This is a genomic window from Pseudoalteromonas sp. 3J6, from assembly GCF_903995135.1.
Classification (GTDB): Bacteria; Pseudomonadota; Gammaproteobacteria; order Enterobacterales; family Alteromonadaceae; genus Pseudoalteromonas.
Genome location: NZ_LR877185.1, coordinates 1916638 through 1932838 on the forward strand (window position 1 = coordinate 1916638; position 16201 = coordinate 1932838).

Here is a 16201-nt window from a genome sequence, read left to right on the forward strand (position 1 = left end):
AGTCACGCATACTCAGATTAAAAGGTTAGCAGTTTTGTATGCTCAAAATAAAAAAGAGCCTCGGGCTCTTTTTTAACCCAAAGCTAACCAAACTCCTACTAGCACCATTAAACTCCCCGCAATACGATTCATCCACTTAATATTATTGCCTTTGGTTAAAAATAGCCGCAGGCTTTTGCCACCTGTTGCGTAAATCATCATACAGATAAACTCTGAGAGCAAAATAATGGCCACCAGCACCGCTAACTGTGGCGCAACACTGTATTGCACATTAATAAAAGGAGGTAATAAGGAAATCATAAACGCCCATCCCTTAGGGTTGGCAATGGCGGTTACAAACCCCTGCGAAAATAATGAATATCGGCTCACGGCTGTTGTGTTATGCGTATCAACCGACATTTTTCCTTTTGCACGCCACATATTAATGCCAATGTAGATTAAATAAGCGCCACCTAGCCATTTTAAAATATCAAATGCACTGGGATAATTAAGCATAACGCTGGCAACACCTAATACTGCGGCTACCGCAACACTAGCGACACCTAATAGCTCGCCAATCATCATCCATAAAGTTCGGCGCACGCCTATACTCATGCCTAAAGTCATGGCCAGTGTCATGCACATACCAGGAGTAATAGACACAAAAAAGAACGTAGGAACAAATACCGCAAGTGCAGCTACATCAATCATTTAAAGCTCGCAATAGGTTAAAAAAGTAGTGTTAATTTTGAATGAAAGGGTAAAGGAAAAAAGCCAAAGGTGAAATAGCTTCCGATAAATTAGAAGTAACAGCGTCGAGGCTCGGGCTAAGAGCACCGAACTTAGCTCGAAAGCGCTATTTTTTGCTAAGTGCCGTGAGATTAAGAGTGGATCTTCTTGATCTCACGGCACAATACACTATTGAATCGGTTGTTCTACCATATCAACTGGTTCAACGTTATCACTTAATAAATACTTATCAAGCCACTGCTCTTGCTCCCACAGTACATGTAATAAGCTTTTACGGGCACGGTAGCCGTGGGCTTCGTAAGGAAGCATCACTAAACGCGCTTCTTTACCCAAGCCTTTAAGTGCAGCATACATACGCTCACTTTGCATTGGGAAAGTGCCGTGAGATTAAGAGTGGATCTTCTTGATCTCACGGCACAATACACTATTGAATCGGTTGTTCTACCATATCAACTGGTTCAACGTTATCACTTAATAAATACTTATCAAGCCACTGCTCTTGCTCCCACAGTACATGTAATAAGCTTTTACGGGCACGGTAGCCATGAGCTTCGTAAGGAAGCATCACTAAACGCGCTTCTTTACCCAAGCCTTTAAGTGCAGCATACATACGCTCACTTTGCATTGGGAAAGTGCCGTGAGATTAAGAGTGGATCTTCTTGATCTCACGGCATAATACACTATTGAATCGGTTGTTCTTCCATATCAACTGGTTCAACGTTATCACTTAGCAAGTACTTATCAAGCCACTGCTCTTGCTCCCACAGTACATGTAATAAACTTTTACGGGCACGGTAGCCATGGGCTTCGTAAGGAAGCATCACTAAACGCGCTTCTTTACCCAAGCCTTTAAGTGCAGCATACATACGCTCACTTTGCATTGGGAAAGTTCCCGAATTCGGATCTTCTTGACCGTGGATCATTAACATAGGTTCGTTAATCTTCTCAGCATGGAAAAACGGCGACATTTTTGCGTACACACTTTGTGCTTGCCAAAAATCACGTTCTTCACCCTGAAAACCAAACGGCGTTAATGTGCGGTTATACGCACCACTTCGGGCAATACCAGCCTTAAATAAGTCGCTATGCGCTAATAAGTTAGCCACCATGAATGCACCGTAAGAGTGCCCTGCAATGGCGATATTATCTTTATCAGCAATCCCCTTTTCAACCAGTACATCAACCGCTGCTTTGGCGCTAGAAACCAACTGTTTTCTAAAGTGATCATTTGGCTCACTGCCATCAACACCTACAATCGGCATTTTAGGATCGTCAAATACTGCAATCCCTTTAGCTAAATAAGGCATTGGGCCCCAGTAACCTATGTAGGTAAATTCGTATTCTGATTCGCGTACTTGTGAAGCAACCGCTTTATCTTTATATTCAAGTGGATATGCCCACATCAGAACAGGTAAAGGCCCTTGTGTTTTGTCATACCCAGGCGGTAAATAAAGCGTACCAGATAGCTCAACGCCGTCATCGCGGGTATAACGTAATTGCTCTTTAGTCACCCCTTTAAATGCAGGATACGGATGCTCAAACTGAGTCAGTTGCGTTAAGCTATCTTTATCTAAATCACGAATAAAAAAGTTAGGCTGCTGCGTTTTAGATTCACGAATAGTAATAATACGCTTACCTTCATCGTCTAATAAAGCACGCACTCGCTCGTAGTAAGGTGCAGCAGATTGCCAAATTCGTTTAGAGCTGTTTGTTTTTACATCGTATTGATCTAAAAATGGAATATTTCCTTGCTCAGATGCTCCATTACCACGAAGGTAAATGTAACGTCCACCAACGACTTTTATAACACGTGTTCCTAAGTCGTTACGCTCATATATAGCACTACCAGGGTCTTTGTAAGCATCATTGTAACTGCGCTCTGAAAATAGCACACGATTGCTATCAGCATTACGTGGCTGAATAACATAAGTACGCACTTGTCTGTCACTAAAGCGCCAATCACTTAGCATGGCAATGCTGTCATTACCCCACTCTATACCTGCATAACGGCGCTCTACTTTTGCAAACAACTTTGGTTCGCGCCTAAACGGTGCACGTAAACTATAAAGGTAATCATGATGCTCAACCTCAGTTTTCATGTCGCCGCCATCTTGCGCTTCGGCCCAAATAACCTCTGCGCCCTGATCGGCTCGCCACTCAAAATTACGACGACCAGTGCGTACACTGTCATACCCTTGAGGAATGTTGTCGGCAAGGGGTTGCTTAGCCAGTTCGACTAAAGCATACCCACGCATTCCCCATATTTGCCATGTAGTTGCAAAACGGCTGTAAGGCACTTGATACGAAAATGGCTCGTCGATGGTCGCGACTAAAATATTGGTTGAATCAGGCGAAATTGAAAACGATTTAAATAAGCCAGCACGACCAATTTGCTGAGCCTTACCATCAAGCGTTATATATGCTAATTGCCCTTGGCCATAAAACTTAAACTGTGCTTCATCAAATGGGCTGGTTAATAAATTTTGATAAGTACGCGCTGGCGCTTTTTCACCGCTACTTTGTTGAATAACTGGTACCGTACTTTGGGTATCATTGGTTAATCTGGGTTTGTCTAAGTTAACCGCTAAATTAGCCACAATCGCTGTGCTATCGGGTAACCACTGATAAGGTGTAGCAGTTAATACTGAATTAAGTGCAAGCTCATTTAACTGCTTTGCTTGCTTGGTTTTAACGCTATAAACCCAAAGCCGTGCGTTATCCGATTGTTCAACAATAAACGCTAAATACTCGCTATTTGCTGACCAGCGAGGGGAGCGAATAATCCCCTGCGGCAAATTATTTACGTTAACCACAGTACCACTTTCTACATGCTTAAGTTCTAACGCACTGTATTTAGCACTAACCCGTGAGCGTGAAAAGTTAGCTGGGTTGAGCTTTATTCCCGCAAGCTTAAATTCTTCTTTTGCCAGCTCATCAAGCGACACAACACGCTTTCGTTCAAACAAAGCAAGCCACTGGCCATCATTTGATAAAGAGCTAGTAGGGGCTAACTTAGCATCTACGAGTGTAGCAAGCGCAGGTGAAGGGGTTTGATATCCTTGCTCTGCATAACTTGCAGGCAATAAAACAATGCAGCCTACCAAGGCAATTAACAGCCTAAAAGCATTCATGTTTTTATCCTTTTTATTTTTGAATATTACCGGATATATAAACACGTTTTGCACCATTCATAAAGTGTTAAGCTAAGTAATGACTTAAGTAGCCTGAATACGCTAAAATACACGCCTATTTACTCAACGCTAAAATTGGTTGTTTATGTCCATTAATTTGCAGCATTTTAGTTTTTCGAAATCATACTCTGCTTTTTAAATACCGTTACAGCTTTTAAAAATATACCACTGTGTTTGAGTCTGTTTTTCCATCAAATAATTAGAGAATCTAGCCAATGAAAAAAGTGCTGGTAATTGGCTATGTATGGCCAGAGCCCAATTCATCTGCTGCAGGTACGCACATGATGTCGTTACTAAATGCGTTTAGGGCGCAAAACTGGGATGTTGAGTTCGCCACGCCCGCACTGCCTACCGAACACATGGTTGACCTTGCCGACTTTGGTATAACCAGCCAAAGCATCGCTCTTAACTGCGATAGTTTTGATGACTATGTTAAAGCTTACAACCCCGATTTAGTGATGTTCGATCGTTTTATGATGGAAGAACAATTTGGTTGGCGCGTAGATAAGCATTGTCCTAATGCACTTAAAATTTTAGATACCGAAGATTTGCAGTGCCTGCGTAATGCTCGCCATGAGGCGCATAAAGCTGAGCGTGAATTCAACCATAACGATTTACTATCAGACATAGCTAAACGTGAAATAGCCGCTATTTTACGCTGTGATCTCAGCTTAATTATCTCAAGCTATGAGATGGAACTACTCAATGAAGTGTTTAAAGTTGAGCCTAGTGTGTTACATCATCTACCTTTTATGGTTGATTTAAGTGCCTTACCTGAGCAAACTAAATCGTATGAACAACGCCAACACTTTATGACCATTGGCAATTTCCGACATGCCCCAAACTGGGATGCGGTACTCTATTTACAAAAAATTTGGCCGCTTATCCGCAAACAACTACCGCAGGCAGAATTGCATATTTATGGTTCCTACCCACCGCCAAAAGCCACCGCGCTTAATAATCCTAAAACCGGCTTTTTAATTAAAGGTTGGGCCGATGATGCGTATGAAGTAATGCAAAGTGCGCGGATTTGCTTAGCTCCTTTGCGTTTTGGGGCAGGTATTAAAGGTAAACTTTTAGAAGCCATGATCATGCAAACTCCAAGCATCACCACGCCTATTGGCAGCGAAGGTATGCACAGCACGCTACCTTGGCCAGGTGTGGTAACAGCAGATGTGCAAGCTTTTGCAGATGCCGCAGTCTCTTTATACAACAACGAGGCTAAATTTAGCGAAGCACAAGCCGCTGGCGGCCTTCTGCTTAATACTCTGTATGACAAAGTACAGTTAAGTGCTCAATTAATTGAAAAAATCGACTCAATAAGCAGTAATTTAGATGCTCACCGGATGAAAAATTTCACGGGTCAAATGCTCAAACACCATACCATGCGCAGCACACAATATATGTCGCAGTGGATAGCAGAAAAAAATAAAAAATAACATTAAAAATCACTAGACAGGCGGCGATTTGTGTTTAAAATCGCCGCAAATAAACTTGGGCAATTTTAGCATTATTGCCTATATTTTTAGCTTAGTTATTTAATAGTTGGTTCAAAACAAATTTGAAAACCGCAACGTTTACTGAAAAACGCAAATTTATCGTTAAATTGGGCAAAATGCTCCATAAATACGGTACACCTGCCTATCGCTTAGAAGCCCACTTAATGGAAGTGGCGACTTATTTAGATCTTAAATCATCGTTTGTTATGTCGCCCACGTCGGTTACCTTTGTTATTTGGACCGATGGCCATGAAGATGAATATACCCATGTTGCCCGCGTTGACCCAGGCGATCACGATTTAGGTTCACTTGCCGATACCGACGATTTAGTTAATAAAATGCTCAATGGCGAGCTCACGTTGCAAGAAGTTGATCAGCAACTTGATATCATTTTTGATGCCCCAAATCCTTATAACAGAGTGCTGACAGGCGTTGCCTTTGCCACCTCTGGTGGCGCATTTGCCATGCTCATGGGCACCAGTTGGAATGACGTTATTTGGTCTGGTTTATTGACCTTTGTTGTGTACTTATTTGTATTGTGGTCGGCTCGTTCGAAACGTGTGGCCCACATGCTTGAGCCATTAGTGGCGATAGTGTCGGCCATTCTTGCTTGTGCTATTAGCGTTCATTTAGATGCACACATCAACATTCGATTAATTGTACTTTCTGCCATTATTGTGTTTATACCCGGTTTAGCCCTTGCACTTGGCCTTGCTGAACTTGCAGCCAGACACTTAGTATCGGGCACAGCACGCGTGATGGACTCATTTATGTTGCTGTTTAAGCTTTATTTTGGGGCTTTTATTGGTCTTGCTATTGGCTTTGCGGTCTTTGGGCAAGCCGATTTCGTACAACCTGAGCCGCTGCCAAAGTGGACTGCATGGCTCGCTATTTTACTTTTGTGTAGTAGCTTAATCGTTATCTTTAGAACAAAGCTTAAACATGCAATGTGGTCTATTGCCTCAGGCTTTATAGCTTATGGCACTAGTATTGGGCCTGCTATTTATTTAGATTTAAATTACACGTTAGGGACCTTTATTGGTGCATTTTCTGTTGGTGTGTTCAGTAATTTATTTAACCGTGTTGCTAATGCCCCGGCCTCAATTGTTGCTATGCAAGGCCTAATTGTATTGGTACCAGGGAGCAAAACGTATATTGGTTTAAACTCACTGATTGAAGGCCAAGACTTTGTTTATGCAGATCATATTGGTCAGCAAACGTTTTTAATCTTTATGTCGCTGGTGGCAGGACTTATTTTTGCAAACGTGGCACTTCCTCCTAAAAAGAGTCTATAGATGTATGCGCGGTTTTAAGCCGCGCTTTTGCATAACTACAACATTAAACCTCCTCTTTTGAGGATTAATCGCATTTTTTAGTATATTGAGAACACCTTGCTATAATGGCTGAAATCTAATAAAGCAAAGGAAATAACAATGCTAAAAACTAGCTTAGCGATAGCAATTGGGCTTTCAAGCTCACTTGCATTTGCGCAATCAGCAATTACTGTTGAAGACATTCCAAAAGTAAAATCAGTAATACAAACAACCGTTAGCCCCGATGGCGACAGTGTTGCATTTACCCGTTCGTTACCTCGCACGCTTTACGTTGACGAAAATGGCAGCAATTACAGTGAGCTTTATGTTGTTGACGATAAAGGTGTTGAACGCCCTTTTATTACCGGTTCAGTTAATATTAAAAGCCTACAATGGTCAAACGACAGCAAAACAATTTACTTTTTAGCGAAATTAAAAGACGACAAATATACTTCGCTTTACCAAATACCTGTTGATGGCGGCCAAGCACAAGCGGTTATGTCATTAAAAGACACATCTATTTCAAGCTATCAGTTAAGCCCTGATAACAAGCAAGTCGCTATTTTAGCAATGCCAGCTGCTGATAAGTCAGAAAAAGAACTTAAAAAACTTGGCTTTAAAGCAGAAGTGTACGAGCAAGGCCTTAAAAACAAGCAGCTTTTTATTGTAGATTTAGCTAAAGCAGACAAGCCACTTACCCCTACCGCACTCAATGTTGATAACTACGTGAGTGACGTTAATTGGGCTGCGAATGGTGAAAAGCTTCTGGTTAAAACTCAACCTACTGCACTAATTGATGATAAATACACAAAATCGATGTGGCACTTGTTTGATATTTCCAGCAACAAAGTCACCTTATCGTTTAAAACTGAAGGTAAGTTAGGCGATGCCGAGCTTTCTCATGACGGTAAATACATTGCTATTTTAGGTGCAGAAGATAAGCACGACCCTGCAACTGGCCGCTTATTTATTGCCGATACTAAAACCGCCGAAATCACTGAATGGTTACCTAACTTTATGGGCCACGTTGTTGACTTTGAATGGTCGCATAAACGTAACACGCTTAACTTTATTGCCAATGTGGGCACAGAAAGTTTTGTTGCAAGCATTAAAACCGGCTCTAACAAATACAAAAAGCTAGTAAAAGAAGGTAAATTTATTGCCTCTCAGCTAAGTGTTTCTGATTCAGATAAAACCCTAGCACTTCGTGGTAACACGGCAAAACACCCTAACGAAGTCTTTATTGTGCGCAATAACAAGGCAAAACGTTTAACTGATTCAAACAGCTGGTTAAACGACAAACGCTTTGCTAAACAAGAAACAATTACCCTTAAAGCGCGTGACGGTGTAGAACTTGATGGTGTACTAGTTTACCCACTCGATTATGAAAAAGGCACACGCTACCCACTAATTATGTCGGTACACGGTGGCCCTGAAAGTCATGATAAAAACGGCTGGGTAACTAACTACTCGCGTCCTGGTCAAATGGGCGCTGCACGTGGTTACGCAGTATTTTATCCTAACTACCGTGGCTCAACAGGTAAAGGCGTAGATTACTCTAAACTGGGTCAAAACGATTACGCAGGTAAAGAGTTTGACGACTTAGTTGATTTTAAAAATCACCTTGTTGATATGGGATTAGTTGATACTAAACGCGTGGGTATTACCGGTGGTTCTTACGGCGGTTATGCATCAGCCTGGGGCGCTACAAAGCTAACCGAGCACTTTGCTGCCAGCGTTATGTTTGTGGGTGTCACTAATCAGCTATCTAAATTTGGTACTACTGATATTTCAAACGAAATGAACCTAGTTCATGCGCGTTCATACCCATGGGATAAATGGCAATGGTACCTAGAGCGCAGCCCAATTTACTGGGCGGGTCAATCTGAAACGCCACTGCTTATTATGCATGGTAAAGACGATCCTCGCGTTCACCCTGCACAATCTATGGAACTTTACCGTTACATGAAAGTGCAAGGTAAAGATGTTCGCCTTGTTTACTACCCAGGCGAAGGCCATGGTAACCGTAAAGTAGCGGCACAGTACGATTACAGCTTGCGTTTAATGCGTTGGATGGACAACTACTTAATGGAAGGCAAAAAAGACATGCCTGCATTTGAAATTGACCATGCAGCTAAATTAAAAGCAGTGAAAGACGCTAACAAATAAGTATTAGCTTAATACCAAAGGCCAACATAAATATGTTGGCCTTTTTGTTTGTAATGCCAGGCATGCTTAGTGGCAAAGCGCTGCTTATGTTACACTCTGACTAATTATTCTGATAACTGCTAATCACACTATTGCCATGTCAAACCCTGCTAGCTGCTTTACCACTTTTAATGAAAATATAGATAACCTTGCACTGCCTGAGCAGTTTACGTTTCCCTTTTATTATAAACCTCATCCGCTGGCCGTTGCCGCTGCAAAACAATTACAACAACAATTAAAAAAGCTAGATAAGGCTATTTTAGATACAGATGATATTGATGCCGGTAAAATGTTTGGCGTATTGGTTGTTCAAGATGAGTCGCAACAGCTAGGCTTTATTAGCGCCTATTCGGGGCAAATAGCGGGGATAGATGAGCAACTGCATTTTGCGCCAAATGTGGCACTTAAACATATAGACGATGCAGAGTTTAGTCAGCAAAGCCAAGTGATTAACGACATTAATGCGCAAATTACAGCCTTGCAAAACAGTGATAATTATCAACAAATTGAGCAACAGTTAGTGACTGCTCGCCAACACTATGAGCAACAACTTATCGCCAAGCAGCAAGCGATGCAAGTAACTCGAAAACAGCGAAAACAGCAACGACAAGTTGCCAGCAAGCAACTCAATAATGATGAGTTTGAAAAACTGAAGAACCAATTAGCTGGGCAGAGCATTGTTGAGAAAAAACAACTACAAGCATTAAAGCAACAGTGGCAAACACGCATTGCAGCGCTTGAACAGGCACAACTCACAATAGATGATGAAATTAACGGATTAAAAAAACGCCGTAAAGTACTCTCTAAAAATTTACAAAAAAAGCTATTCGCTCAATACCAGTTTTTAAATGCAAACGGCGAAGTGACCGATTTGAATGCTATTTTTGCCAAACTGCCCGAGCACACACCGCCTTCAGGCGCGGGAGATTGTGCCGCGCCAAAATTATTACAATATGCTTATAAGCATAATTTAAAGCCCCTGGCTATGGCCGAATTTTGGTGGGGCGCACCGCCTAAGTCGGCAATAAGACATCATTTACATTATTACCCATCGTGCTATAGCAAATGCCAGCCTATTTTAGGGCATATGCTAGAGGGGTTAAATGTTGAAGACAACCCGCTCTTGGTCAACCCTGCACAGGGTAAAGACCTAACGATTGTTTATCAAGACGATGATTTGTTGGTGGTAAATAAACCTGCTGAGTTTTTATCTGTGCCAGGCATTAATATTGACGATTCGGTATATATGCGAATCAAAACTCAGTTCCCACACGCTTCGGGGCCACTTATTGTGCACCGATTAGACATGTCGACTTCAGGGCTGTTAATGATTGCGCTAAATAAACGGGTACATAAAGCACTGCAAAAGCAATTTATAGAGCGTAGTGTAGAAAAACGATATGTTGCTTTAGTGGCAGGTAACATTGCTGCTGATAGTGGTAGCATAGAGTTACCTTTAGTGCTTGATTTTGATGATAAGCCACGGCAAATGGTGTGTTACAAAACGGGGAAGCCGTCATTAACATCATGGCAGGTACTGGAACGTAAAAATAATACCACCCGCTTACAACTCTATCCAAAAACAGGACGTACTCATCAATTGCGTGTTCACTGTGCCCACCACTTAGGGTTAAATACACCTATTGTAGGCGACACCCACTACGGTGAAAAATCAGACCGATTACATTTGCATGCCGAGTATTTAGCTTTTACCCATCCTATTAGTCATGAACGATTAGAATTTGAAGTAGCCGCTGATTTTTAAATCAGCGCTGCTTTTAGTCGAATCGGATTCCAAAACAGTGCCATTTTTTCATATTGCAAAGTAGGTAACTTTTACCGTTGCAATATAGAAAAATTTACCTGCATTATGCAAAGCCACAATCCAAACAATATAAAAATCTATAAAATTCATACTGTTAAAAATTGGCATTAGCTTTGCTTTTATTATTGTACGTATTTATTAAAGCAACTTAAAGCACCAATAACTGCTTTTAGTCACACACAGTAAATGGCTTGCTAACCGCTTACTGTGCTCAACAGAACTTCCTACACTCCCTGTGTACTTTATTGGTTATAGGCTAACGCTTATAACCATTTTTTTTGCTTATTATTTAACGGTAAATTTTACGTCTTGATCGCGTAATAAATAAAGCGCAAAACACGCAGCCCACATCGGCCATGCTGCAAAAAACAGTAAATTATTAAAGCCATCAATGTACTGGTTGTAAGAAGACAGCGTTGATAGTCCATGCATTATAAAAATAACACCGTAAGTAATACGTTTTTTAAAACCGACTAAAAATGCTATTACTAATAATAATTGCAGTGCACCTAAAATATAAGCAATAGTATCGGTAGAGCCACTGATCCCATAAAAATGTTCAAAAATACGGGCGCTATGCCCCGGATTTACAAATTTATCCAGTGTCCACATTACCATAACTATGAAAACCCCTAATCGCAGCGATAAAAGCGACCATTGCAAACGAGTTTGTACATCTGTATTGATTGAATCTGTCATAAAATTTCCTTAAAAAAGATATAAATAAACTAATTAGCAAGTAAGACCGTATAATCGTTTTTTTATTTTCAAATAAATTAAACTCTTTACAATAAAAGCACTATTATTTAAGCGCTAAGATAAAAAATAAAAATATTAGCAATTGATTGAAAGATATTTTTATCTGTCTTGGTCTTTTGTGTACATCAACATATAACAATAGAGAAACACGATTTGAAATACACGTATTTAGCTTTAACCCTCGCCCCACTATTAAATGTAGCTTTAGCTGCTCAGGCTAATGAAACAACTAGCTCTGAACCCATTGAGCGAATTGAGGTGGCAGGTCAAGCGCTTAAATCTAAAAACCTCTCTATTAAAAACACCACAGTAAACGGTCCTTTTGGCGACAACCTGGCTTTGCAAGACATAGCCCGCTCTGTGACCCCTATTTCTAAAGAGTTAATTGAGCAACTTAACATAACAACATTGCACGATGTTCTGGCAGTAAGTCCTAATACATACGCTGCAAGTGGTTTTGGTGCACCAAGTTTACCGACGATCCGCGGCCAGTTAGGTGAGTTATTTCAAGATGGTACTCGACGCCAAGCAGGTAATAATGGTTTTGGTGTGCCGTTGTCGTTTAATGCGATAGAACAAATCGATGTGGTTAAAGGCGCACCACCTGTATTGTTTGGTTCAAGCCAACGTAACGGTGGCTTTGTAAACTTACACTCTAAAACAGCGTCAACTGATCAGCGCAAAGGCAATGTGAAGTTGTCTGCAGGCAGTTGGGATAAGTATAGTGCCCAAGTAGATTACAACGCACCGATTGTTGAGGATAAAATTGGCTTACGTGTTAGCTATGAACATATTGATCAGGGTAGTTATTATGACTATTCAGCCACACAAAGTGATAGCTTGTTTGCGGCATTAAAAATTTTACCGGATGATAAAAGCAGTTGGGACATTAACTTTGAACTGTACCAAACAGAATTTACCGATAACGCCGGTATAAACCGCCCTACCCAAGCGCTTATCGATCATAATCTTTACATTACTGGTCAAGGGTTACAAGCGAATGGCAGCACAGTGCCTAGCGCAGGCTCTATTATATCGCCTACAGGACAAGTCAAAATAGATACCAGCCGTGTGCTTACCGATCCTGATAATCTCAATCAAGCAACCACTTATTTAGTTCACAGTATTTATAAGCGCGCACTGTCTGATGTAATGTCGATTAAAAACATTAGTTACTTTCAACATTTACAGCGCGAAGAAATAGCACAAAATAGTTTTGTTGAAATAATTGATGGTGCCGATACCGCACAAAACCGCACTGAACTTACGTATCAATGGAGCGATGAGCAGCAAACCTTATTTGCTGTTGATGTTCGTTATAATAAAGTATTGGGTTACAGCCAGTTTACTACTGAAGCCGACACACCTATTGATTTAACCGGCCCACTTTCAAACCGCCGCATTCCATTAACTGATACTCAAAAAGCACGTTTGGTAGAGCTACGTTCTGGTGTATATGTATCCCCTGGTGGTCAGTACGATATTAACAATGATGGCAGTGGTGATTTTAATTTATCAGATACGACAGACTCACGCTCATGGCAAACCGGCATTGCCATTCAACAAGACTCACAATGGACTGACAGCTTACGCACCAGTGCTGGCTATCGTGTTGATTACTATGATGTAGAAGCACGCGACCCCATAGCGCCTCAAGGTCAAATAGCGGCTAGTGATAGCATAAATGATACACTGCAATCAGCGCAGCTGAGCGTTAATTACTCAGTTAATGACGATTTAACCACTTATGCGGCAGCAAGTTATAACGAAGCCACCTCTAACAGCATGGCCGGCGGCAATACGTTAGGTGGTGACAATACAATTAGCGCACAAAATTTTGCTACGGAAAATACTTTAGTCGAGTTTGGCGTGAAATATGCGCCAACACAAAGCGACTGGTATGCAGATGCTGCTGTATTTAGCCAACGCCGCAGCTTACGTAATCGCGATGGTAGCAATACTGGCATTCGTACAACCGGATTCGAAAGCCAAGTATTTTACGACGCTTACCCTTACTGGGTAAGCGCAGGCTACAGTTACATTGATGCCCGTTATGATAACTCTGCGACAGGCCAAGACTCAGCTCAAATAGCCGATGCGTTTGATAATTCGCGTCCCGATATTATTGCGGGTAACAGCATTGGTGCACCAAGTTATACAGCTTTTGCTCCCTCAAACCGTCAAGTACAAGGGATCCCAGAGCAATCGTTAAGCTTAAACGCTAACTATACAATTACTTCTCAGTGGCAAGCTGGATTTTCTGCCCTGTATACTAAAAGCTACCCATTGGATTTTTTGGCTACCGTATACATTCGCGATCAGCACACCTTAAATGTTAATACCAGCTATGCGTTTACCTCAGCAACTAAATTGAGGCTTGATGTAAATAATATTACCGATCAGCAAAACTGGCGCCCTGTATTTGAAGGCGGTTATTTTGGCGCGACACTCGCGTTCCCAGAATTACCAATTAACGCTAAGCTCACGCTTACCCATAACTTTTAAACCGTTTGAGAGATAGCATGTTAAAAAAATTAAGTTTGTTATTACTGGCGGCGATAGGTGTCGGCTTATTCTTTTTTTATGACCTAAACCAGCTTCTTACCCTTGACGGGCTAAAAGGGTCAATGGCGCAATTTGATCAGTACAAAACTCAATCACCGTTTTTAGTGATCGGAGGGTTCTTTTTACTTTATATATTAGTGACCGCGCTATCACTGCCCGGTGCAGCTATTTTAACGCTAGCCGCAGGTGCATTATTTGGTTTGGCGCAAGGTCTATTAGTTGCCTCGTTTGCCTCAAGCATTGGTGCTACGTTGGCTTTTTTAGTGTCACGTTATTTATTGCGCGATACCATAAAAAAACGCTTTCCTGAACGTTTAGCCGCTATAGATACTGGGGTTGAAAAAGAAGGCGCATTTTACTTATTTACGCTGCGCTTAGTGCCTGTTTTTCCGTTCTTTTTAATTAATTTATTAATGGGTTTAACCGCTATTAAGTCATGGACTTTTTACTGGGTAAGCCAAGTAGGCATGCTGGCGGGTACCTTTGTATTTGTAAACGCAGGTACGCAACTTGCGCAAATAGAGAGCTTATCTGGCATTTTATCGCTGGATTTAATTTTATCGTTTGCGTTATTAGGGGTATTCCCGTTAATTGCAAAAAGCCTAATAAATGCAATAAAAAAACGTCGCGTATACAAAAATTACACTAAACCTAAAAAGTTTGACCGTAACATGATTGTTATTGGCGCAGGTGCTGGCGGCTTAGTGACAAGCTACATTGCAGCAGCAGTTAAAGCCAAAGTAACCCTAATTGAAGCCGGCGAAATGGGTGGCGACTGTTTAAACTACGGGTGTGTGCCAAGTAAAGCAGTTATTAAAAGCGCTAAAATTGCCGAGCAAATTCGCCACGGTGAACACTACGGCTTAGAAAACATGGCACCGCAGTTTTCGTTTAAAAAAGTAATGGCACGTGTACATAAAGTAATTGCCGACATCGCCCCGCACGATAGCGTTGAGCGCTACACAAACCTTGGTGTAGATGTTGTAAAAGGCTACGGGAAATTATTAGACCCGTGGACTGTAGAAATTAAACTTAACGATGGCGGCACGCAAACACTCACAGCCCGTACTATTGTTATTGCAACCGGCGCACGCCCATTTGTACCGCCATTACCTGGCATTGAAGAAACAGGCTACGTAACAAGCGATACATTATGGACTAAATTTGCTGAGCTTGAAGAAGCCCCTAAAAAACTTGTTGTACTTGGTGGCGGCCCAATTGGGTGTGAACTTGCACAAAGCTTTGCACGCTTAGGTTCAAGCGTTACGCAAATTGAAATGGCTGAACACATTATGATCAAAGAAGACCTAGAAGTGTCTACCTTTGCTCACGAAGCGCTAACGCAAAGCGGCGTAAACATTTTAACCTCGCATCAGGCACTACGCTGTGAAGCGCGCGACGGTAAAAAATTCATTGTGGTAAAACATAACGATACCGAAATCGATATTGAATACGATGAACTACTATGTGCTGTGGGCCGAAGCGCACGCCTAGAAGGTTATGGTCTTGAAACGCTCGGCATAGAAACGAATCGCACTGTAGTCACAAACGAATACCTTGAAACACTCTATCCTAATATTTTTGCCGCAGGCGATATTGTAGGCCCGTATCAGTTTACACACGTAGCTGCTCACCAGGGTTGGTACGCAGCAGTAAATGGCTTATTTGGTAATCTTAAAAAGTTTAAAGTAGATTACCGTGTCATTCCGTGGACCACATTTATTGACCCTGAAGTAGCACGTGTTGGCTTAAACGAGCAAGACGCTATTGATAAAGGCATAGATTATGAAATCACTCGCTTTGAATTTGAAGAGCTAGACCGCGCCATTACCGACAGCGCAACCAAAGGCTTTATAAAAGTAATTACCCCTAAAGGCAAAGACAAAATACTCGGTGTTACAGTGGTATCTGAGCACGCTGGCGATTTAATAGCTGAGTTTGTACTGGCAATGAAACACGGTTTAGGCCTTAACAAAATACTAGGTACAATTCATAGCTACCCTACGTGGGCTGAAGGTAACAAGTACGCAGCAGGCGAGTGGAAACGCGCTCATGCACCAGAAAAAGTACTTAACATGCTTGAAAAATACCACGCATGGCGCAGAGGCTAAT

The 16201-nt window shown here is 41.6% G+C and carries 9 protein-coding genes and 2 pseudogenes; 6 read left to right on the top strand and 5 right to left on the bottom strand.

All coding sequences use genetic code 11. From position 1 onward, the window contains the following. Nucleotides 1–72: 72 nt before the first annotated feature. The 4 genes and pseudogenes from P3J6_RS08805 to P3J6_RS08820 form a co-directional block, all read right to left on the bottom strand. Nucleotides 73–690, bottom strand: a complete 618-nt coding sequence (locus P3J6_RS08805; RefSeq protein ID WP_198522766.1) for a LysE family translocator — start codon at nucleotides 688–690, stop codon at nucleotides 73–75. Nucleotides 691–897: 207 nt separating this feature from the next. After that, nucleotides 898–1110 (bottom strand): annotated as a pseudogene (locus P3J6_RS08810) (alpha/beta hydrolase family protein); the annotation flags it as partial. A 43-nt stretch (nucleotides 1111–1153) separates the two neighbouring features. Next, nucleotides 1154–1366 (bottom strand): annotated as a pseudogene (locus P3J6_RS08815) (alpha/beta hydrolase family protein); the annotation flags it as partial. Between the two features lie 43 nt (nucleotides 1367–1409). Then, the gene (locus P3J6_RS08820) at nucleotides 1410–3860 is read right to left on the bottom strand and encodes a S9 family peptidase (RefSeq protein WP_198522768.1); all 2451 of its coding nucleotides are present in this window, start codon (nucleotides 3858–3860) and stop codon (nucleotides 1410–1412) included. A 275-nt stretch (nucleotides 3861–4135) separates the two neighbouring features. Here P3J6_RS08820 and P3J6_RS08825 point away from each other — a divergent pair, with 275 nt between their 5' ends. The 4 genes from P3J6_RS08825 to P3J6_RS08840 all read left to right on the top strand — a co-directional run bounded on the left by P3J6_RS08825 (nucleotide 4136) and on the right by P3J6_RS08840 (nucleotide 10705). After that, complete coding sequence (locus tag P3J6_RS08825; protein ID WP_178956886.1) at nucleotides 4136–5359, top strand: glycosyltransferase; 1224 nt, start codon at nucleotides 4136–4138, stop codon at nucleotides 5357–5359. A gap of 122 nt (nucleotides 5360–5481) precedes the next feature. Beyond that, the gene (locus tag P3J6_RS08830; RefSeq protein WP_198522769.1) at nucleotides 5482–6714 is read left to right on the top strand and encodes a threonine/serine ThrE exporter family protein; all 1233 of its coding nucleotides are present in this window, start codon (nucleotides 5482–5484) and stop codon (nucleotides 6712–6714) included. 138 nt (nucleotides 6715–6852) lie between these two features. Continuing rightward, nucleotides 6853–8901 carry a S9 family peptidase gene (locus tag P3J6_RS08835; protein ID WP_198522770.1) on the top strand — a complete coding sequence of 683 codons (2049 nt, stop codon included), beginning with the start codon at nucleotides 6853–6855 and terminating at the stop codon, nucleotides 8899–8901. Nucleotides 8902–9037: 136 nt separating this feature from the next. Next, nucleotides 9038–10705, top strand: a complete 1668-nt coding sequence (locus P3J6_RS08840; RefSeq protein WP_198522771.1) for an RluA family pseudouridine synthase — start codon at nucleotides 9038–9040, stop codon at nucleotides 10703–10705. Between the two features lie 345 nt (nucleotides 10706–11050). On the opposite strand, the gene P3J6_RS08845 is transcribed toward P3J6_RS08840, so the two are convergent. After that, complete coding sequence (locus tag P3J6_RS08845; RefSeq protein ID WP_054201343.1) at nucleotides 11051–11464, bottom strand: hypothetical protein; 414 nt, start codon at nucleotides 11462–11464, stop codon at nucleotides 11051–11053. 213 nt (nucleotides 11465–11677) lie between these two features. Between P3J6_RS08845 and P3J6_RS08850 the strand changes: the two genes are divergently transcribed. Next, nucleotides 11678–14029, top strand: coding sequence for a TonB-dependent receptor (locus P3J6_RS08850; RefSeq protein WP_198522772.1), 2352 nt, complete (start codon nucleotides 11678–11680; stop codon nucleotides 14027–14029). Between the two features lie 17 nt (nucleotides 14030–14046). Beyond that, nucleotides 14047–16200 (top strand): FAD-dependent oxidoreductase, encoded by a 2154-nt coding sequence (locus P3J6_RS08855; RefSeq protein WP_198522773.1) that lies wholly within the window; start codon nucleotides 14047–14049, stop codon nucleotides 16198–16200. The last annotated feature ends 1 nt before the right edge of the window (nucleotide 16201 follow it).

What these genes read in the sequence shown, in the direction of transcription:
- P3J6_RS08805 (WP_198522766.1), bottom strand. Translation starts at nt 690, where the DNA reads ATGATTGATGTAGCTGCACTTGCGGTATTTGTTCCTACGTTCTTTTTT.
- P3J6_RS08820 (WP_198522768.1), bottom strand. Translation starts at nt 3,860, where the DNA reads ATGAATGCTTTTAGGCTGTTAATTGCCTTGGTAGGCTGCATTGTTTTA.
- P3J6_RS08825 (WP_178956886.1), top strand. Translation starts at nt 4,136, where the DNA reads ATGAAAAAAGTGCTGGTAATTGGCTATGTATGGCCAGAGCCCAATTCA.
- P3J6_RS08835 (WP_198522770.1), top strand. Translation starts at nt 6,853, where the DNA reads ATGCTAAAAACTAGCTTAGCGATAGCAATTGGGCTTTCAAGCTCACTT.
- P3J6_RS08840 (WP_198522771.1), top strand. Translation starts at nt 9,038, where the DNA reads ATGTCAAACCCTGCTAGCTGCTTTACCACTTTTAATGAAAATATAGAT.
- P3J6_RS08845 (WP_054201343.1), bottom strand. Translation starts at nt 11,464, where the DNA reads ATGACAGATTCAATCAATACAGATGTACAAACTCGTTTGCAATGGTCG.
- P3J6_RS08855 (WP_198522773.1), top strand. Translation starts at nt 14,047, where the DNA reads ATGTTAAAAAAATTAAGTTTGTTATTACTGGCGGCGATAGGTGTCGGC.